The sequence below is a fragment of the Rhodoferax sp. EU05-FHT12H12 genome (genome assembly GCF_058791215.1).
Genome location: NZ_JBYTDI010000002.1, coordinates 650,786 through 669,520, shown reverse-complemented (window position 1 = coordinate 669,520; position 18,735 = coordinate 650,786). Strand labels below are relative to the sequence as shown.

General features: G+C 63.8%; 16 protein-coding genes and 1 tRNA gene. 12 read left to right on the top strand and 5 right to left on the bottom strand.

The features are described 5' to 3' along the window. Window positions 1-23: 23 nt before the first annotated feature. Entirely contained in the window at window positions 24-1,790 is a 1,767-nt protein-coding gene (locus tag AC3WS7_RS07940) for a sensor domain-containing diguanylate cyclase (protein ID WP_492655966.1), read from the top strand. Next, window positions 1,787-3,580, top strand: coding sequence for a sensor domain-containing diguanylate cyclase (locus tag AC3WS7_RS07935; protein WP_492655965.1), 1,794 nt, complete (start codon window positions 1,787-1,789; stop codon window positions 3,578-3,580). Before AC3WS7_RS07940 ends, AC3WS7_RS07935 begins: the two co-directional genes overlap by 4 nt. Here AC3WS7_RS07935 and AC3WS7_RS07930 read toward each other — a convergent pair. Beyond that, the gene (locus tag AC3WS7_RS07930) at window positions 3,565-4,437 is read right to left on the bottom strand and encodes an MOSC domain-containing protein (protein WP_492655964.1); all 873 of its coding nucleotides are present in this window, start codon (window positions 4,435-4,437) and stop codon (window positions 3,565-3,567) included. The two genes, AC3WS7_RS07935 and AC3WS7_RS07930, sit on opposite strands and share 16 nt — an antisense overlap. A 57-nt stretch (window positions 4,438-4,494) precedes the next feature. Here AC3WS7_RS07930 and AC3WS7_RS07925 point away from each other — a divergent pair, with 57 nt between their 5' ends. From AC3WS7_RS07925 to AC3WS7_RS07915, 3 genes are all read left to right on the top strand, one after another. Next, window positions 4,495-5,610, top strand: coding sequence for an FAD-dependent monooxygenase (locus tag AC3WS7_RS07925; RefSeq protein ID WP_492655963.1), 1,116 nt, complete (start codon window positions 4,495-4,497; stop codon window positions 5,608-5,610). A 31-nt stretch (window positions 5,611-5,641) separates the two neighbouring features. Then, the gene (locus AC3WS7_RS07920; protein ID WP_492655962.1) at window positions 5,642-6,370 is read left to right on the top strand and encodes a DsbC family protein; all 729 of its coding nucleotides are present in this window, start codon (window positions 5,642-5,644) and stop codon (window positions 6,368-6,370) included. Window positions 6,371-6,442: 72 nt separating this feature from the next. Further along, entirely contained in the window at window positions 6,443-8,299 is a 1,857-nt protein-coding gene (locus AC3WS7_RS07915) for a M61 family metallopeptidase (protein ID WP_492655961.1), read from the top strand. A gap of 128 nt (window positions 8,300-8,427) precedes the next feature. On the opposite strand, the gene AC3WS7_RS07910 is transcribed toward AC3WS7_RS07915, so the two are convergent. Beyond that, the gene (locus tag AC3WS7_RS07910; protein WP_492655960.1) at window positions 8,428-9,246 is read right to left on the bottom strand and encodes an enoyl-CoA hydratase-related protein; all 819 of its coding nucleotides are present in this window, start codon (window positions 9,244-9,246) and stop codon (window positions 8,428-8,430) included. Window positions 9,247-9,299: 53 nt separating this feature from the next. On the opposite strand from AC3WS7_RS07910, the gene AC3WS7_RS07905 reads away from it, so the two are divergent. From AC3WS7_RS07905 to scpC, 7 genes are all read left to right on the top strand, one after another. Next, the gene (locus tag AC3WS7_RS07905; RefSeq protein ID WP_296467250.1) at window positions 9,300-10,079 is read left to right on the top strand and encodes an enoyl-CoA hydratase; all 780 of its coding nucleotides are present in this window, start codon (window positions 9,300-9,302) and stop codon (window positions 10,077-10,079) included. 25 nt (window positions 10,080-10,104) lie between these two features. Further along, window positions 10,105-10,181, top strand: a tRNA-Met gene (locus AC3WS7_RS07900). 103 nt (window positions 10,182-10,284) lie between these two features. Next, window positions 10,285-10,611, top strand: a complete 327-nt coding sequence (locus AC3WS7_RS07895; protein ID WP_492655959.1) for a hypothetical protein — start codon at window positions 10,285-10,287, stop codon at window positions 10,609-10,611. A 3-nt stretch (window positions 10,612-10,614) separates the two neighbouring features. After that, window positions 10,615-11,553: a hypothetical protein gene (locus tag AC3WS7_RS07890; RefSeq protein ID WP_492655958.1), complete on the top strand. Its 939-nt coding sequence runs from the start codon at window positions 10,615-10,617 to the stop codon at window positions 11,551-11,553. Between the two features lie 57 nt (window positions 11,554-11,610). Then, entirely contained in the window at window positions 11,611-12,006 is a 396-nt protein-coding gene (locus AC3WS7_RS07885; RefSeq protein WP_492655957.1) for a hypothetical protein, read from the top strand. A gap of 104 nt (window positions 12,007-12,110) precedes the next feature. Further along, on the top strand, window positions 12,111-13,448 hold the full coding sequence (miaB, locus tag AC3WS7_RS07880; protein ID WP_492655956.1) for a tRNA (N6-isopentenyl adenosine(37)-C2)-methylthiotransferase MiaB: 1,338 nt from the start codon (window positions 12,111-12,113) through the stop codon (window positions 13,446-13,448). Between the two features lie 162 nt (window positions 13,449-13,610). Beyond that, on the top strand, window positions 13,611-15,125 hold the full coding sequence (gene scpC / locus AC3WS7_RS07875) for a succinyl-CoA:acetate CoA-transferase ScpC (protein ID WP_492655955.1): 1,515 nt from the start codon (window positions 13,611-13,613) through the stop codon (window positions 15,123-15,125). A 175-nt stretch (window positions 15,126-15,300) separates the two neighbouring features. On the opposite strand, the gene AC3WS7_RS07870 is transcribed toward scpC, so the two are convergent. From AC3WS7_RS07870 to ffh, 3 genes are all read right to left on the bottom strand, one after another. Then, on the bottom strand, window positions 15,301-16,056 hold the full coding sequence (locus AC3WS7_RS07870) for a Cthe_2314 family HEPN domain-containing protein (RefSeq protein ID WP_492655954.1): 756 nt from the start codon (window positions 16,054-16,056) through the stop codon (window positions 15,301-15,303). 372 nt (window positions 16,057-16,428) lie between these two features. Beyond that, window positions 16,429-17,328 (bottom strand): DMT family transporter, encoded by a 900-nt coding sequence (locus tag AC3WS7_RS07865; protein ID WP_492655953.1) that lies wholly within the window; start codon window positions 17,326-17,328, stop codon window positions 16,429-16,431. An 11-nt stretch (window positions 17,329-17,339) separates the two neighbouring features. Further along, the gene (gene ffh, locus AC3WS7_RS07860; RefSeq protein ID WP_296467274.1) at window positions 17,340-18,704 is read right to left on the bottom strand and encodes a signal recognition particle protein; all 1,365 of its coding nucleotides are present in this window, start codon (window positions 18,702-18,704) and stop codon (window positions 17,340-17,342) included. Window positions 18,705-18,735: the final 31 nt, after the last annotated feature.

Here is an 18,735-nt window from a genome sequence, read left to right as displayed (position 1 = left end):
TCTAAAAACTGGGTGCCAAGTGTATGCCATACCCGCTTTTGCGCTTGATGCTGGCCTGGGCAGCAGCCTTGGGGCTGGGTTGGGCGCCGGTCTGGGCCGGCACACCGACCATGCCGCAGCCCCTGGTGCTGGGCGACGGCAACACCCGTCTGGAACTGGCGGGGCAGGTACCGGCCTGGCTGGAAAGCGGCAGCCGCGCCAGCGTTGAAGAAGTCGCCAACACCCCACAAGCCTTCACCCCGGCAGAGGCCTTGACCCGCCACGCCCTGTACAGCGGCAACACCCTGTGGCTGCATTTGCGCATCGTGCGTGCGACCGGCAACACCGCGCAGTGGACCCTGAATGTGCCCGCACCGTATGTGGATTCGGTCACGCTCTACCAGCGCCCCGATGGCAAAACCTGGACCGCACAGACCGCGGGGGACACCCTGGCGCAAGCCCATTGGAGCCAGCGCGGCCTCTACCCCGAATTCACCCTGGACCTGCCCAGCGGCGCGCCGCAGGATGTGTACCTGCGGGTGCGCAACTTCAAACCCCTGAGCCTGCCGGTGCGCTTGGCCGCCACCCCCTTGCGCGAAAGCCAGCGCCAACTGGAGAGCGTAGGTCTGGGCCTGGTCATTGGCACCCTGCTCACCCTGGTAGCACTCTCGGTCCTTCGCCACCACGAGCACCAGAACCCCCTCGATCTGAGCGCTGCTTGGTACGGACTCTTGGTCGCCATGTCGGTCGCACAGGTCAATGGTGTGCTCAACGCCTTGCTGTGGACTGCCTGGCCCACCTGGGCCGACTATGCCAATAGCATCCTGCCACTGGTGACTGTGGGCACCTCGTTGCTGTTTGTGCGCAAGCTGTATGCGCTGTCCACCCACTTCCACCGGTATGACAAGCCCCTGGTGCTGATCGCCTGGGGCACCCTGGGCGCGGTAGTGGGCTACGTGCTGCTGGCGCGCGACATCGCCGACCACTTGGGCACCGCCGCCTTGCTGGCGGCCACCACCGTCGGTCTGCTGGTCACCGTGATGAGCTGGCGCGGAGGCTCAGTCATTGGCACCTGGCTGATGCTGGCCTACGTGCCGCAGTGTGTGTGCCTGATGTGGCTGATGGCCGAGGCCTTTGGCCTGGCCCCCCCCCAGTGGGGGATACGTTACTTCATGTCCCTGAGCGTGGCGCTCTCTGTCCCCACGCTCATGTACGCCCTGAGCCGCGCCACCCATGACCGCAAGGAAGTGGCCCTGCGCGCCGACCAGTTGCCCACCCAGGACGCCCTGACCGGACTGCTGACCGCGCAGGCCTTTCAAAGCCATGTGGAAGCAGCCTACCAACGTGCCATTGACACCCGTGAACCGGTGGCCCTGGTGCTGGTCAGTGTCATTAATCTGGAGCGCATCCGCACCACCATGGGCGACACCACGGCCGAGCAGTGCATGCTTCGCGCGGTGATCAAGTTGCACCGCATCCTGCGCGATGTGGACCCGGCGGCGCGCATGGGGGCCGAGCGTTTTGCCATGGTGCTCGAAGGCGTGAATTCGCGCCAAGCGCTGACGGAACGCCTGGTCAAATTGGTGGCCTCGGGCCTGATCCCGCTGCAGGGACTGGAACCCGAGGTGACCCTGCAATTCCAGGCCGCCTGTGTGCTGCTGCACGACAACCCGGTACCGCCCGAGCGGGTGCTGGAGGATTTGTCCGGCGTACTGGCCGGCATTTCACCGCGTACGCGGCGCCCGATACGCTTCCTGGAGCCCGAGCCCACCTTGGCCGCGCCACTGGCCTTCGCCCCGGAGCTTGCATGAGCGGTACCACCACGCTGTGCCGCTGGCTGGTCCGGTGCGGGATCCTGTGTGGGCTGGTAGCAGGGATGGTGGCGCAGGCCAACACCCCCATCCCGCTGGAAGGCTCCCATACCAGCGTGCAAATTGGCGGCACGCTGGCGGTGCTGATGGAAAACGAACCCAGCATTGGCATTGGCGGCATCAGCAAACAAGCACCGGACAGTTTTACGCCACAAGCTGCCGAGCAGCAGTTTGCCCTGCGTGACGGGAACACCCTGTGGATTCGCCTGCCCCTGCAACGTGCCGCCGACGCACCCGCCGACTGGACGCTGCACCTGCCGCTGCCCTACCTGGACTACGCCGCGCTTTACCAGCCCAAGGGCAAGGGCGGCTGGGACAAGCAGTTGGCGGGAGACACCACAGCGGTCGCGCAATGGGACCACCCCTCGCTCTATCCGGACTTCACCATCACCATCCCCGAGCCGGGCGTACACGAGGTCTACCTGGAGGTGCGCAACTTCAAACCGGCCATGTTGCCGCTGCGCCTGTCCACCAAAAACGTGCGCGACCGGCAGCAGGAACTGGAGAACCTGGGCCTGGGCACCCTGATGGGCATGTTGTTCATGCTGATTGGGGTGTGCGGCATCCACTACCTGCAAAGCCGCAGCACCGTAGATGGCTGGTACACCGGTTACGCCGTGCTGGTGACCGTAGTGACGACCAATGCCACCGGACTTTCGGGCATGTGGCTGTGGCCCACGTCCCCGCTGTGGTCCAACTATGCGCACATGGCCCTGCCCGTGTTGGGGGTGGGCGGCACCCTGCTGTTTGTGCGCCACCTGTCATCGCTGGACGTGGGCTACCCGCGCCTGGCCAAGATACTGTATGCCTGCGGCCTGGCGTCCATGCCGATTGCCTTGCTCACCGCGGCCATCGACCGGCAAACGGCCGACTACTTCAATTCGGTCTACCTGACCGCGGGCCCCATCCTCACCGTCGTGTGCACCGCGCTGACCTGGCGACGCGGCTATGCCGTGAGCAAATGGCTGTTTATGGCCTATGCGCCGCAGGCCCTGGCGGTGCTGGCACTCGTGGCGCAGATGTGGCACCTGATACCCGACTGGTGGCAGACCCGTTATGTGCTGGTGCTGGCCATCGCCATCACCGTGCCCTTGCTGCAGCAGGCGCTGCACACCCGTATCCGCGAACGGCGCGAGGCCGAGGAGCGCGCCAAGGCCCTCCCCACCCAGGACGCCCTGACCGGCTTGCTGACAGCGCCGCTGCTCCAGCAACAGGTGGAGTACGCCCTGGCCCGGGCGCGGCATGCCGGCGAGCCCTCTGCCATCGTGCTGGTGGACGTGGTGAATTTCAAATACCTGCGCGATTCGTATGGCGATGCAGTGGCCGAGCAGTGTCTGCTGCGTGCCGCCGTCAAGTTGCACCGTGTGCTGCGCGATGTGGACCCGGCGGGCCGCCTGGACAGCGCACGCTTTGGCCTGGTGCTGGACGGCGTGCATGACCGCCAGACCCTGACTGAACGGATGGTGCGGCTGATCGCCTCGGGCTTGATCCCGCTGCCCGGGCTTAAGCCGGAGGTGACGTTGCAGTTTCATGTGGCCTGCGTGATGCTCAGCGAGGTCCTCCCCGAGCCCTCCAGCATTCTGGAAGAGCTTGGCAATCTGCTCGAAGGCATTTCGCCGCGCACGCGCCGTCCCATCCGTTTTCTGGAGGCGCCGCAAACCCAGCCCCTCCCCTCGAGGCACTCCACGCACGGAGCCAGCAGCGAGCTGCCGACTCAACCGAACGCGTAGTTTCCCTGCACCACCTGGCCCACACGCAGCACCGTGCCCGCGCCGTGGGTCACGATGGCATTCATGCCAAAGGTGATGGCCCCGTTCACCCGTGCATCCTGGCGGTAGGCCTGCAGTGCGTCACCCACGCCAGGGTGGCTCTCTGCGGTGTCCGGGTCGATATTGGGAATCGGGCAGCGTGCGCAGGGTTTGACCAACTGCAAACCCGCCACGGCGGTGCCATCCTCCAGCACCTCCAGCGGGCCCAGGTGGTCTTCATCATGCGGCAACAGGCCACTGAGCACCACATTCGGCCGAAAGCGCGCCATGCCCACCGCCGGGTGGTCCATCGCTGCCAATCGGGTGTTGAGTTCGTCCATGGCGCTGTCGGTGGTCACCAGCACCGGGTAGCCGTCGGCGAACTGGGTGCTGGCGGCTAGGCCGCCAGTCCACTTGGTGCTGCAGGCGCGCCGGGCCGCCGGGTCAAAGCACACCAGCCGTTGCGCGGGGGCTCCCAGAAACGCCTGCAGCCATTGGGCCGCCTCGGGGCCCGTGTCGAGCGCATCCACCACGTCATCCCACACCTGCACCCGCAGCGTCGCGCCGCGGGCCTGCAGCGGCACGCGCAACTCCGGCATGCCAGGCGCCTGCAGCAGCAAACTGTCGGCCTCGATCTGCGGGCGAACCAGCGCCATGCGCGCGCATTCGCGCTGGCTGACAAACAGGCCGTCTGCGTCCACCACCATCCAGTGGCGGTCCCACTGCAGGCCGGTCTCCTGCAACACGGCTTCCGCAACGGCCACACCGGCGCAGGACTTCACGGGGTAAATCATCAACTGGGCAATCTGCCCCTGTACATCGCTGGCACCTTCGCTCATCGGGGTCTTCCTGTTGCGGTCAAATGGGCATGGTACCCGGCCTCCTACAATGGCCGCATGGCTTCTTCTTACGACATTGGCATCCGCGGCGCAGGCATCGTGGGGCGCACGCTGGCCCTGCATCTGGCCGCCAAACGGCTGCGCGTGGCGCTCTACGCGGCACCCTCCACCCCCGCAGAATCCGATGTGCGCGCCTATGCGCTGAACCAGCCCGCGCGTGCGCTGCTCGAAGGGGTGCGCTGCTGGCCCGACACCGCGCGGGCCACACCGGTGCTGCGCATGGAAGTGCACGGCGACGAGGGCGGCGAAGTGGCGTTTGACGCCGCGCTGCAAGGCACCGACGCACTGAACTGGATCGTGGACGTGCCCGCCCTGGAGGCCCAACTGGCCGAGGCGGTGCGCTTTCAGCCCCTCATTGAAGTGGTGGACACCCCGCCGCAAGCCACGCTCACTGTGGTGTGCGAAGGTCGGGCCAGCCGCACGCGCGAAGAGCTGGGCGTGGACTTTGACGTGACCCCCTACGGCCAATGGGCGCTGGCCGCCCGCGTGACCTGCGCCCAGGGCCACGGCCAGGTGGCGCGGCAGTGGTTCTCGCAGGGCGAGATCCTGGCCTTTTTGCCCATGGGTGGACCCGGTGGGAACTTATGCGCCGTGGTGTGGTCAGTCTCTCCAGACCGGGCCAGCGCCCTGCAAGCCGCCTCCGACATGGAATTTACCGATGCCCTGCAAGCTGCCAGCCACGATGCCCTGGGCGCCGTGACGCTGGAGAGCGCGCGCAAGGTGTGGCCGCTGCAACATGCGCTGGCCCGCCGCTGGAGCGGCCAGTCCAACACCGGTGCCTGGGTGCTGGCGGGCGACGCCGCCCACAACGTGCACCCGCTGGCCGGCCAGGGCCTGAACCTGGGCCTGGGTGATGTGGCCGAGCTGGTGCGCGTGCTGGACACCCGCCCCTACTGGCGCAGCGTGGCCGACCCCAAACTGTTGCGCGCCTTTGAGCGTGCGCGCAAAGCCGACTTTGCGCTGGTGGGCGGCGCGGGCGATGCCCTGCAGCAGCTGTTTGCCCACCCCCACGCCGCCGCAGCCAGCCTGCGCAACTGGGGCATGCAAGGCTTCAATGCCAGCGGCCTGCTCAAACACTGGGTGGCACGGCGTGCCATGGGCACCCCTTCTTAATTTTCTGTTCCTTCCCCACGAGACCTCGCCTGTGAAACTCTCCATTCCTTTTCTGGCCGCCGCACTGGTGCTAGGTAGCGCTGGCAGCCTGCACGCGCAAGAAGCGGCCATCCGCGCCAACATCGGCAAACGCATTCCGCAGCTCAAAGACATTGACGAAGTGCGCAAGACCGCCATTCCCGGCATTTACGAGATCCGCGTGAACGGCGCTGAGGTGTATTACACCGACGCCACAGGCGACCACCTGTTTCAGGGCAATCTGTTCGCGACCAAGGGCAAGGAGCTGCGCAACCTGACCGAAGAGCGCATCAACAAGCTCACCGCCGTGAAGTTCGAGAGCCTGCCCTTCAAGGACGCCTTCACCATCGTGCGTGGCAACGGCCAGCGCAAGATCGCGGTGTTTGAAGACCCCAACTGCGGCTACTGCAAACGCTTCGAGCGCGACCTGCAGAAGGTGGACAACGTCACCATCTACATGTTCCTCTACCCCATCCTGGGTGCGGACTCCACCGAGAAGTCCAAGGCCATCTGGTGCGCCAAAGACAAGGCCACCGCCTGGCAAGACTGGATGCTGCGCGACCAGCCGGCTCCCACGGCGGCGGCCATGTGTGACGTGAGCCCGCTGGCACGCAATGTGGAGTTTGGCAAAACCTACCGCATCAACGGCACCCCCACCCTGATCTTCCAGGACGGCAACCGCGTGCCCGGCGCCATTGACGCACCGCAGATCGAGAAGCACCTGGCCACCGCCAAGGGCTGATCCCCTGCGCAAACCACTCCTTTTTTCATAGCTGCTCGCGCATATTCCACGAGGGCTAGAGGCCAATTTGACATGAAATCTCGCACCTCTACCGCCACCGTTGCCCCCGTGCACTACCAGGTGGAGGTGCTGGATGTGCACGCCCACCTGTTCCGGGTCACCCTCACGGTGCCCGTGCCTGCCGCCACCCAAACCCTGCGCCTGCCGGTGTGGATTCCGGGCAGCTACCTGGTGCGCGAATTTGCCAAACACCTGCAAAAGCTGGAGGCCCGCCAAGCCGGCAAACGGGTAGCGGTGGAGCAGCGAGACAAGGCAACCTGGGAGGTGCGCTGCACCCCCGGCACCCCGCTAGAAGTGCAGTACGAGGTGTATGCGTTTGACAACTCGGTGCGCACCGCCTGGCTGGACGCGACGCGCGGCTTTTTCAACGGCACCAGCCTGTGCCTGCAAGTGCCAGAGCAAGCGCAGGCCCCGCACACGCTGGCGCTGGTGACCAGTGACGCCCTCAAAGGCTGGAGCGTGGCCACCGGGCTGGAGCCGGTGCGTGTGACCAAGGCTGGTTTTGGCCTGTACCGCGCCGACACCTACGACACCCTGGTGGACTGCCCGGTGGAGATGGGGCCGTTCTGGAGCGGCAACTTTGTGGCCTGCGGCATTCCACACCGCTTTGTGGTGGCAGGTGCGCCGCCCAGCTTTGACGGTGCCCAGCTGCTGGCCGACACACAGGCGATTTGCGAGGCCGAACTGCGCTTCTGGCATGGTGATGCGGTCGGCGCGGATATCAAAAAAGTGAGCAACTCGCGCAAGAAGGACAGGGGCCAGAGCCCGATTCCGTTCAAAAACTACGTCTTCATGCTGAACGCCGTGCACGATGGCTACGGCGGCCTGGAGCACAAAAACTCCACCGCGCTGATCTGCAACCGCAAAGACCTGCCCCGCCAGCCGCGCAGCACACTGGCCCCCACCACACACAAGCAGCCCGAGGGCTACACCACGCTCCTCGGTCTGATCAGCCACGAATACTTCCACACCTGGAACGTCAAACGCCTGCGCCCGGCCGAGCTGGCCACCTATGACTACACCCAGGAAAACTACACGCAGCTGCTGTGGTTCTTTGAGGGCTTCACCAGCTACTACGACGACCTGCTGCTGCGCCGCGCCAAGCGCATCGACAACGCCACCTACCTCAAGCTGCTGACCAAGACCATCAACCAGGTGAACCAGACGCCGGGCCGGCTGGTGCAAAGCGTGGCGCAAAGCAGCTTTGACGCCTGGGTGAAGTACTACCGCCAGGACGAAAACACCGCCAACGCCACGGTGAGCTACTACACCAAGGGCTCGCTGGTCGGCCTGTGCCTGGACCTGACGCTGCGCGCCGAGGGTAAAACCACGCTGGACGCCGTGATGCGCGGCCTGTGGGCCCGCTGCGAAGGCGGCCCCATGGCCGAGGCCGACTTGCTGGCCGTGTTGCAGGCACAGACTGGCCGCAGCTACGCCAAAGACATCGCGCACTGGGTGCACAGCACCAAGGAACTGCCCGTGGCCGAGCTGCTGGAGCAACACGGCGTGCAGGTGAACCGCGAGCCCGACCAGGTGGCGCAGCAGCTGGGCCTGCGGGTCAAGGAAAACGGCGGCCTGTTCATCCAGCAGGTGCTGCGCGGCGGCGTGGCCGAGAAAGCCGGCTTTGCCGCCGGCGACGAATGGATTGCGGTGCAGGCGGAGGGCAAGGGCGAAGGCGACCCCTGGCGCATGCAGGCACTGGACGACCTGACGCTCTACACCGGCAAGGCCAAAAAAGTCAGCGCCCTCGTATCACGCGACAAACGCTTGACGACCTTGACACTGACCATGCCCACCCCCAGCACCGCCGTGCGCCTGTCCATCCGCGATGCGGCCGCCGTCGGCAAGTGGCTGGACGGCAGTTCCTAGTCAAAAAGCCAAACACGCACCGCACGCCGAAGCGGGTGGGGCCGGGGCCCGATTTTCCGGCCAGCAGGACGGCATGAGGGCCCCGGCCCCACCCGCTTCGGCGCACCCCCCATGCAGGCGCACGGCAACTAACTCCCCCTGAATTTGGGAATCCGTTTCTCGCGGAAAGCGCGTACCCCTTCCACATAGTCATCGGTACGCCCCATGGCACTTTGCGCATCCCGCTCGGCATCCAGCTGCTGGTGCAAAGTGCGCGCAGCCCCATCCCGCAGCAAGTGCCGCGTGGCCACCAGCGCCTGCGTGGGCATGGCGGCGAAACGCTGCGCCATCTCCAGAGCCGCCGCTACGCAGTCATCGGCCACGTCCCAAATCAGCCCCCACTCCTTGGCCTGCGCCGCCATCAGCTTGTCACCCGTCATGGCCAGCGCCAGCGCGCGCGGCATGCCCAGGCGCTGCGGCAAAAACCAGGTGCTGCCCGCATCAGGAATCAACCCGATCTTGCTGAAGGCTTGAATGAAGCTGGCGCCGGGCGCCGCAATGGCAATGTCACACGCCAGCGCAAACGACATGCCCGCCCCAGCCGCCACGCCATTCACCGCCACCACCGTGGGCATGCGCAGCGCCTGCAGGCGCCGCGTGGTGGGGTTGAAGGCCTGTTCGATACTGACCCCGGGATCGGGCCGCCCTTCAGGGTGGGCGTCGGGTCCCAGCTCGCCGGTGTTGAGGTCGGCTCCCGCGCAAAAGCCACGCCCCGCGCCGGTCAGCACCACGGCGCGGATGGCCGGGTTGGCTTCGGCCCGGTCCAGCGCGGCCCACAGCGCATGGTGCATCTCGCGGGTGAAGGCGTTGAGGGCCGCCGGACGGTTCAGCGTGAGCAGGGCCACGCCGCCCTGTTCGGCGTAAAGAACCAAAGTTTCCGAGGTGGTGGTCGTACCGGTGTCAGTCATGTGCAAACCCTCTTCGCTATAGTGCCAAGACGCAAAAATCTGGAGACCCCATCATGAGCTACGAATGCATCACCACCCGTATCGAAGGCGACAAGGTCGCCATCATTACGCTGAACCGCCCCAAGGCGCTGAATGCGCTAAACGACCAGCTCATGGACGAGCTGGGCGCTGCGCTCAAGGGCTTTGACGCCGACCCGGCAATCGGCTGCATCGTGCTCACCGGCAGCGAAAAGGCCTTTGCCGCGGGCGCCGACATCACCGTGATGGCCAAGTTCAGCTTTGCCGACGCCTACAAGGGCGACTTCATCACCCGCAACTGGGAAACCATCCGCTCCATCCGCAAACCGGTGATTGCCGCAGTCAGCGGCTTTGCCCTGGGCGGCGGCTGCGAGCTGGCCATGATGTGCGACTTCATCATCGCCGCCGACAACGCCAAATTCGGCCAGCCCGAAATCAAGCTGGGCATCATCCCCGGCGCAGGTGGCACGCAGCGCCTGCCGCGCGCCGTGGGCAAGGCCAAGGCCATGGACATGGCGCTGACCGGCCGCATGATGGATGCCGCCGAGGCCGAACGCGCCGGCTTGGTGAGCCGCGTGGTGCCGCTGGACACGCTGCAAGACGAAGCATTGGGCGCCGCGCTGCAGATTTGCGCGTTCTCGCAAATCGCCACGATGGCCGCCAAAGAAGCCGTGAACCGGGCGTTTGAAGGCACCTTGGCCGACGGCATTGTGTTTGAACGCCGCCTGTTCCACGCGCTGTTTGCCACCGCCGACCAGAAGGAAGGCATGGACGCCTTCGTCAACAAGCGCGCGGCCCACTTTACCCACCAATAATTTTTGGTCTATAATTCTGGGCTTCGGTCGTATAGCTCAGTTGGTTAGAGCGCAGCATTCATAATGCTGATGTCGGTGGTTCAAGTCCACCTACGACCACCATATTAAAAACCCGCAATTGTTCACACTTTGCGGGTTTTTTCATGGTCGCGGCTATCCCGCACCAGGGTCGGGCCGCAGTGGGCACCTACAATTTCTGAAAACGATGCCCACGGCGTCGCCAGCCAAACGCGGCTGGACCTACAAGAAAGAAGAACCCCAGGTGTGGAATCCCGAACATGTGGCCGAAACGGCCACCCAAGTCCTTGTTGAGTACCTCGGCGTTGCCGCACGGTTTGTGGTCGACGACGCTATGGACGCGACCACGGCCAGTGATGGCCTGCCGCAGGCCAGCGAAGAAGTTCATCTCCGCTCGTTTCTGATCAACCTCGTCCAGCAGTTGCCCGCCGGACTGCCCAATGAACGCATCCGCCAGACCATTCTGGAGCAGTGCAGCCGCAAGGCGCCCCCCGTCACCCCACTTCAAAAGTAAGCCATGAACAAAACAACATCTATCAACCGCAACCTGATGGTGGGCCTGATCGCCATCATCGTGTTCTTTGTCCTGCAGGCCGCTGGCGTGCTGACCATGGGCCGCTACACCGAACGCGAGGTGGTGGAGGTGGCGCGCCGGAACACCGTGGCCCAGGTGGACCTGGCCGATTTGTCGACCATGGCGCAGCAGATTCGCCGGTACGAAAAAGAGTACTTCATCTACGTGAACAACGCAGACAAGCGCGCCCAGTACCAAAAGGAATGGACCGGTACGATGGAGAAAATCACTGCACTGCTGGGGCGCATGCGCGCCAACACCAGTAACGCCCTGAGCGGGGACGACGTGGTCCGCGTGGGCCAGTGGGCCACGGCTGGGGAGTTTTATGCGGCTGAAATGGCCAAAGTATTTGCCGAGGTGAATGCCCGCGCCAGCAAGATGCAGGAAGAAGTCGCTACGGCCCAGGCCGCCGAACCACAAGCCGCCAGCCTCAAGGGCGCCAAAGCCAAGGAAACCGCGCCCGCAGTGGAGAGCACGCGCATGCTGTTGCCCGAAGAAGCCAACGACCTGATCAAGGCGGGCAAGGACCGCTTTTCTGCCGATCTGATCAAAGGCGTGGCCGAAACCTTTGCCCAGAAGAGCCAGGCCACGCTGGCGCTGACCACGGTGACCAACGAAGGGTTCAGCAAAATGATCTACGGCGTGATGGCAACCGTGCTGATCGGCATTGGCATCGGTGTGTACTTGCTGATCAGCCTGCCCAAAAGTGTGACCGAACCGATCCGCAACCTGACGGACATGGTCGACGCCCTGAGCCGCGGTGAGCCGACAAAACCGGTTGCAAGCATCAAGGTACAGGAGTTCAAGAACCTGTCTGCAGCCGTGGAGCGCATGCGCATTGCGCAAGAACTGATGCTGCAGCGCCTGCAAAAGTCCCGTTGAAGGGCGGGCCCGGTAAAATCGGGCCCTTCTTTCATTCACAGCCTCTGGATACACACCATGAACCGCTGCATTCGCGCCTTGGGCACTCTCTCCTTGCTGGCCGCCCTGCCCCTGGGCAGCATGGCGCAGACCAGCCCCACAACCCAACAGCTGACCGATAGCACCGGCACGGCAGTGGTGGCGGTACGGTCCTTCCCCCCCAAAGCCCTGCGCGGCACGCTGCAGGTGGTGGCACCGCCCGAGGTGCTGCTGGACAACAAGGTGGCACGCCTCTCGCCCGGCGCCCGCGTCCGTGGGGCCAATGGCATGCTGGCCATGTCGTCGTCCCTGGTGGGCCAGACCTTGCCCGTGGTGTACATCCTTGAGCCCCAGGGCATGCTGCACGAGGTGTGGGTGCTGACCGAGGTGGAAGCCAAGCTCTTGCCCACCGCACCCGCCTACTCCACGCAGTAGGCGCCGCTGGCACCGCACCACTTTTAGAGCCTTTTTGGCCTCTAGCCCTCGCCAATATTGCGCGAGAAGCTCCTATATTCATAGCATTTTTCTCGGGGTGTCCCATGTCCAAAAAAGTCTTTATCAAAACCTTCGGCTGCCAAATGAACGAGTACGACTCGGACAAGATGGCCGACGTGCTGGGCGCGGCCCAGGGCTACGAGCCCACCGACGATGTGAAGCAGGCCGACCTGATCCTGTTCAACACCTGCTCGGTGCGCGAAAAAGCGCAGGAGAAAGTGTTTTCCGATCTGGGCCGCATCAAGCACCTGAAGGCCAAGGGCGTGCAGATCGGCGTGGGCGGCTGCGTGGCCAGCCAGGAAGGTGCCGAGATCATCAAACGCGCGCCCTATGTGGACGTGGTGTTCGGCCCGCAAACCCTGCACCGCCTGCCCGAGCTGCTGAACGCCCGCAAGGCGCTGGACAAGCCCCAGGTGGACATCAGCTTTCCCGAGATTGAAAAGTTTGACCACCTGCCGCCCGCCAAGGTGGACGGCGCCAGCGCCTTTGTGAGCATCATGGAAGGTTGCAGCAAATACTGCAGCTACTGCGTGGTGCCCTACACCCGCGGCGAGGAAGTGAACCGCCCGTTTGAAGATGTGCTGGTGGAAATTGCCGGCCTGGCCGACCAGGGCGTGAAAGAGGTGAACCTGCTGGGCCAGAACGTGAATGCCTGGCGCGCGCCCATGACCGAAGGCGGCGAGATGGCCGACTTTGCGACGCTGCTGGAGTATGTGAGCGACATCCCCGGCATTGAGCGCATCCGCTACACCACCAGCCACCCTAACGAGTTCACGCCCAGCCTGATTGCGGCCTACGAGAAGCTGCCCAAGCTGGTGAGCCACCTGCACCTGCCGGTGCAACACGGCAGCGACAAGATCCTCATGGCCATGAAGCGTGGCTACACCGCCATGGAATACAAGAGCACCATCCGCAAGCTGCGCGCCATCCGGCCCGATATGTCGATCAGCTCCGACTTCATCGTCGGCTTCCCCGGCGAGACAGACGAAGACCACGCCAAGATGATGAAGCTCATCCACGACGTGGGCTTTGACAACAGCTTCAGCTTCATCTTCAGCCCGCGCCCCGGCACCCCTGCGGCCAACCTGCACGACGAGACACCGCACGAGGTGAAGCTGGCCCGCCTGCAGGAGCTGCAAGCGGCCATCAACGCCAACATTGCCACCATCAGCACCCAGCGCCTGGGCACGGTGCAGCGCATCCTGGTGGAAGGCGCCAGCAAGCGCGACAACGGTGAACTGATGGGCCGGACCGAGTGCAACCGCGTGGTCAACTTTGCCGGCCACCCGCGCCTGGTGGGCCAGTTGGTGGATGTGACCATCACGGAGACCCGCAGCTACACCTTGCGCGGTGAAGTGCTGACGGTGGAACACGCCGCCTGACCGCTTGGTGCCTGGTACGGAGGGCTCCTGCGGGAGCCCTTTTTACGGGAGATTTGCCCCAAGTCAAGAAAATACCAAGGGTAAACCCGTAAGCCAATCGTAAGATGGCGGGCTTGCGGAGCGCCTGGCGCCCGCCCCCTCAGACTCCCGGAGTTTTTTGACATGCCATCGGCCCCCCGCATCCAACATCCCGCCTACCAGGCCAAGCTCATGTCGGCCGAGGCCGCCGCCGCCCTCATCCCCGCAGGGGCCAATGTGGGCATGAGCGGCTTCACCGGCTCCGGCCACCCCAAGGCGGTGCCACAGGCACTGGCCCAGCGCATGGAACAGTTGCACGCGGCGGGCGAAGACTTCCAGATCGGCCTGTGGACCGGCGCCTCCACCGCCCCCGAGCTGGACGGTGCGCTGGCCAAAGCACACGGCGTCGCTATGCGACTGCCCTACCAGTCGGACCCCACGGTGCGCAAACAGATCAACGCAGGGCAGATGCAGTACACCGACATCCACCTCTCGCACGTGGCGCAGCTGGCATGGTTTGGGTTTTTGGGGCCGCTCAAGGTGGCGGTGGTAGAAGTGGCGGGCATCCTGCCGGACGGGCGGCTGATTCCCTCGTCCTCGGTGGGCAACAACAAGACCTGGCTGGACCTGGCCGACCACATCATTCTGGAAGTGAACAGCCAGCAGCATCCGGGCCTGGAAGGCATGCACGACATTTACTACGGCACCCGCATCCCGCCACACCGCCGCCCCATTCCACTGGTGGCGCCCGGCGACCGGATTGGCGAGTGTTATCTGCACTGCGACCCGGCCAAGGTGATTGCGGTGGTGGAAACCAGCGAACACGACCGCAACTCGCCCTTCACCCCGCCCGATGCGACCTCCGAACGCATTGCCGGGCACATCATCCAGTTCCTGCAGCAAGAGGTGAATGTCGGCCGCCTGCCCACGGACCTGCTGCCCCTGCAAAGCGGCGTGGGCAACATTGCCAACGCGGTGCTCATCGGCCTGAACCAAGGCCCGTTCAACAACCTGACGGCCTACACCGAGGTGCTGCAGGACGGCATGCTGGAGATGATCAAGTCCGGCAAGCTGACCATGGCCTCGGCCACGGCGCTATCCTTCAGCCCCGCAGCGCTGGAAGAGTTCAACGCCAACATCGATTTCTACCGCGAGCGCATCGTGCTGCGCCCGCAGGAGATGAGCAACCACCCCGAGGTGATCCGCCGCCTGGGCCTGATTGCCATGAACGCCATGATCGAGGCCGACATCTACGGCAACGTCAACTCCACCCACCTCATGGGCAGCAGCATCATGAACGGCATAGGCGGCTCAGGCGACTTTGCGCGCAACGCCTACCTGTCCTTCTTCATGACACCGTCCACCGCCAAAGACGGCGCCATTTCCTGCATCGTGCCCATGGTCTCGCACACCGACCACACCGAGCACGACGTGGAAATCATCGTCACCGAACAAGGCCTGGCCGACCTGCGCGGCAAGTCCCCCACGCAGCGCGCGCAGCTCGTCATCGAAAACTGCGCCCACCCCGACTTCCGCCCCGCCCTGCGCGATTACTTCAACCGCGCCCTGCAGACAGCCCCCGGCCGCCACACCCCGCACATTCTGAGTGAAGCACTGTCGTGGCACGACCGGTTTGTGAAGACCGGGCGGATGGTTTGATTTGCTATTTATTTAGGAGCTGCTTGCGCATGCTCTATATGCGCTAGCGGGCGATTTGGCTTGTAAAGCCTTGCGCGCCTGCGGATGGGTGGCGGCGAACAGCGCAGCTTGCGGATGGGTTATCGGTTTAGGCTAAAAGCAGAGATGCCTAGCTCGATGGAAAGGTCGTTTCCGGTCACACAATCTTTGCCAAGCGAGCCTTCTGACGGTCGTACTCAACCATAAGGCCGTCGAAAAGCGCAGCGAGCGCGCTTCCCAGTTCAACGTTCATCGCATCAAACTCTGCTTTGCGTCTGTTGGTGTATTTCTTCACCAGTTGCCCTCTGACGTACACGAGATTCTCAAACGGCATATCTTTGTCGTCTCCCCATGTCTCTTTACTGTGCATGTAGAACATCTCGATCCGGCGAAGCTCCGGGTCCATATGCGAATGCTTGTGGACCAGCGTGTGCCGCTCCTGCTCTTCGCTCTTAATAGACTTCTTGACCGCCTTGAGTAGCTTCGGAATGTTGGTGCGCTCAACGTGCAGGTTGCTCACGATCACCCCGTGAATGACGTGTTCGCTGCTCATGCAAAGGTGAAAAACCGCGTTGGTGAGCTGCAAGCACCTGTCGTACACTGATTGCAACCGGATCAGGTAGTTTTCGACGTTGTAAAGCAGGTGGTGCGACCGTTTGATACCCGCCTCTGAAGCCTTCTTACCGTACCCGAAGTCCGTCATGAAGTGCACAGCGTGTTGAAGCTGCTCCGCCCAGCCAAGGGTGTGCGCCAGTGAGAACCCGACACGAGTCATGTAGAACTGACGCTCATCGAGTGTCATTGATTCATCGAGGTCTTCCGTCAACTTCAAGCCAAGCGCCTTGTGAACGTCGATGCTGTCCTGCGAGGCTTGAATGAAAAACGGATGCTGGCCGAGGTCGTCAAGCTTCATGTGTGGCTCCTGTCAGAGTATTGGACACCGGGGCCGGGCGCGAGCACGCGATATGTGTTGAGCACAAATTGGGAAGTGCTGCTGCGCCGCTAGTCAAGCGGTCCGACGACGTCCGAGGACCACTTTCACCGCAAAACAGCCCCCCACCTTAATCGATTCAACGCTGAGACCAAACCATCTCACCCGCAGAGCGGGGAGTCCGGGGCCCCGCCGATTTCTGCGCGTTTGGCAGTATGAGGCGGGGGCCCGGACTCCCCGCTCTGCCGCCCACACATCAGCCCGAAAATTGCTACAAAATCAGGAGCTACTCGCGCATACTCCACGGGGGCCAGAGGCCAATTAGGCACTTAAACTGCACCACGCAAGCGCCCATCAGTGCTCTGGCGTTTCGGCCGATGCCCGGCTTTCATGCGCCGTGAGCCACGCGCCAGCGGCACCACACACGGCGATCAGGGCCATACCGGCGATGGTCCAGGCGTCGGGCACGTGCGAGAAGATCAGCCAGCCGCCCAGCATGGCAAAGGCGATCTGGGCATACATATAAGGCATGAGCACGGCGGCGGGTGCGCGCTGAAAGGCCTGGATGAAGATGAAGTGGCCCAGGCTGCCCAAAACGCCCATGAGCAGCAAGCCACCCCACACGGCGTGCGACTCTATCGGTGCCCAGGCAAAGGGCAAGGCGAGTGCGGCCACGCCAGCACCGGTCCAGCCGGTGTAGAACTGCATGGTCATCGGATCTTCGGTGCGGGCCATGCGGCTGGTGAGCAGCTGAAAGCCCGCATTGGCGGCGACCACCCCGATGGGGAACAACAGGGCCCAGTTGAAGTCAGACCCCTCTGGCCGCACGATGGCCAAGGTGCCGGCAAAACCGCCGGCCACCAGTAGCAGGCGCAACCGCGACACTTTTTCATGCAACATGCGCGCGGCCAACAGGGTCACCACCAGGGGCGTGAGCAACACGATGGCGGTGAACTCGCCCACCGGCATGTGCTTCAGACTCAAAAAGGCCAGGATGCTGGTCGCCAGCAGCAGACCGCCACGCAGCACATGCAGGCCGATGTGCGCGGTGTGGAGTAAAGCGCGCCCCTGGCGGGGCAGCTCAATGGCGGTGGTAGCCACGGCCTGAAACGCGTAGCGGAAAAACATGGCCACCATGAGCGGTGCGCTGAGCGACACCCATTTGGTGGTGGTGTCCAGGCTGGCAAAACAGGCCATGGCCGCAATGGCCAGGCCAATGCCTTTTAAAACTTGCGCAGGGTGTTGGTCAGCCATCGGGCAGATGGTTAGAAAGGCATCTTGGGCATGCCCTTCATGCCGCCCAGGCGTTTCATCATTTTCATCATGCCGCCGCCCTTCATCTTCTTCATCATGTCCTGCATTTGCTCAAATTCCTTGAGCATGCGGTTGACTTCTTGCACGTGCACACCGGCACCCGCGGCAATGCGGCGTTTGCGCGTGGCTTTGATGAGGTCGGGCTTGCGGCGCTCCAGCGGCGTCATGCTGTGGATGATGCCTTCCTTGCGCTTGATGTCTTTCTCGGCCTTGTCCATGTCCACCTGACCGGCCTTGGCCGCCATGGCGGCGGGCAGCTTGTCCATGAGGCTGGAGAGGCCGCCCATTTGTTTCATCTGCTGGATCTGGGCCAAAAAGTCGTTCAGATCGAAGCCGCCACCGCTCTTGACCTTCTCGGCCAGCTTTTTTGCAGCCTCGATGTCCACACCGGCGGTGACTTGCTCCACCAGGGCCACGATGTCGCCCATGCCCAGGATGCGACCGGCGTGGCGCTCAGCGTCGAACACCTCCAGGCCATCGAGCTTTTCACTGGTACCGGCAAATTTGATGGGGGCGCCAGTGACCTGGCGCACGGACAACGCAGCTCCACCGCGCGAGTCGCCATCGGTCTTGGTCAGGATGATGCCGGTCAGCGGCAGCGCTTCCTTGAAGGCCTTGGCGGTGTTGACCGCGTCCTGGCCCTGCATGGCGTCCACCACAAACAGGGTTTCCACCGGATTCAGGGCCGCGTGCAGCTCCTTGATTTCCAGCATCAGCGCTTCGTCAATGGCCAGACGGCCTGCGGTGTCAACCAGCAGCACATCAAAGAAATGTTTTTTGGCGTAGTCCAGTGCGGCGCGGCCGATGTCCACGGGCTTTTGGTCCGGCGTGGACGGGAACCATTCGGCGCCAGCCTGGGCTGTCACCGTTTTGAGCTGCTCGATGGCGGCGGGGCGGTAGACGTCGCCCGACACGGTCAGCACTTTCTTTTTGCGCTTCTCGATCAGGTGTTTGGCCAGCTTGGCCGTGGTCGTGGTTTTACCGGCACCTTGCAGGCCGGCCATCAAGATGACCGCGGGCGGCTGCGCAGCGAGGTTGATGTCACTCACGCCCTCGCCCATAGTGGCGGCAAGTTCCTTGTTAACGATGCTGACCAGCACCTGGCCCGGCTGCAGCGAGCCCATGACCTCTTGGCCCAGCGCTTTGTCTTTGACCCGGGCGATGAAATCACGCACCACGGGCAAGGCCACGTCCGCCTCCAGCAGCGCCATGCGCACCTCGCGCAGCATGTCGGTCACATTGCTTTCGGTGATGCGGCCTTGGCCGCGCAGGTCTTTGACGAGGCGGGAGAGTTTGTCGGTAAGGGCGGAAGCCATAAGACGTATTCCGGCAAGCGGAACCTGTAGT

Coding starts and splice junctions, on each gene's coding strand:
- AC3WS7_RS07870 (WP_492655954.1), bottom strand. CDS start 16,056: ATGAAGCTTGACGACCTCGGCCAGCATCCGTTTTTCATTCAAGCCTCG.
- AC3WS7_RS07895 (WP_492655959.1), top strand. CDS start 10,285: ATGCCCACGGCGTCGCCAGCCAAACGCGGCTGGACCTACAAGAAAGAA.
- miaB (WP_492655956.1), top strand. CDS start 12,111: ATGTCCAAAAAAGTCTTTATCAAAACCTTCGGCTGCCAAATGAACGAG.
- AC3WS7_RS07935 (WP_492655965.1), top strand. CDS start 1,787: ATGAGCGGTACCACCACGCTGTGCCGCTGGCTGGTCCGGTGCGGGATC.
- AC3WS7_RS07890 (WP_492655958.1), top strand. CDS start 10,615: ATGAACAAAACAACATCTATCAACCGCAACCTGATGGTGGGCCTGATC.
- AC3WS7_RS07925 (WP_492655963.1), top strand. CDS start 4,495: ATGGCTTCTTCTTACGACATTGGCATCCGCGGCGCAGGCATCGTGGGG.
- AC3WS7_RS07915 (WP_492655961.1), top strand. CDS start 6,443: ATGAAATCTCGCACCTCTACCGCCACCGTTGCCCCCGTGCACTACCAG.
- AC3WS7_RS07940 (WP_492655966.1), top strand. CDS start 24: ATGCCATACCCGCTTTTGCGCTTGATGCTGGCCTGGGCAGCAGCCTTG.
- scpC (WP_492655955.1), top strand. CDS start 13,611: ATGCCATCGGCCCCCCGCATCCAACATCCCGCCTACCAGGCCAAGCTC.
- AC3WS7_RS07905 (WP_296467250.1), top strand. CDS start 9,300: ATGAGCTACGAATGCATCACCACCCGTATCGAAGGCGACAAGGTCGCC.
- AC3WS7_RS07910 (WP_492655960.1), bottom strand. CDS start 9,246: ATGACTGACACCGGTACGACCACCACCTCGGAAACTTTGGTTCTTTAC.
- AC3WS7_RS07885 (WP_492655957.1), top strand. CDS start 11,611: ATGAACCGCTGCATTCGCGCCTTGGGCACTCTCTCCTTGCTGGCCGCC.
- ffh (WP_296467274.1), bottom strand. CDS start 18,704: ATGGCTTCCGCCCTTACCGACAAACTCTCCCGCCTCGTCAAAGACCTG.
- AC3WS7_RS07930 (WP_492655964.1), bottom strand. CDS start 4,437: ATGAGCGAAGGTGCCAGCGATGTACAGGGGCAGATTGCCCAGTTGATG.
- AC3WS7_RS07865 (WP_492655953.1), bottom strand. CDS start 17,328: ATGGCTGACCAACACCCTGCGCAAGTTTTAAAAGGCATTGGCCTGGCC.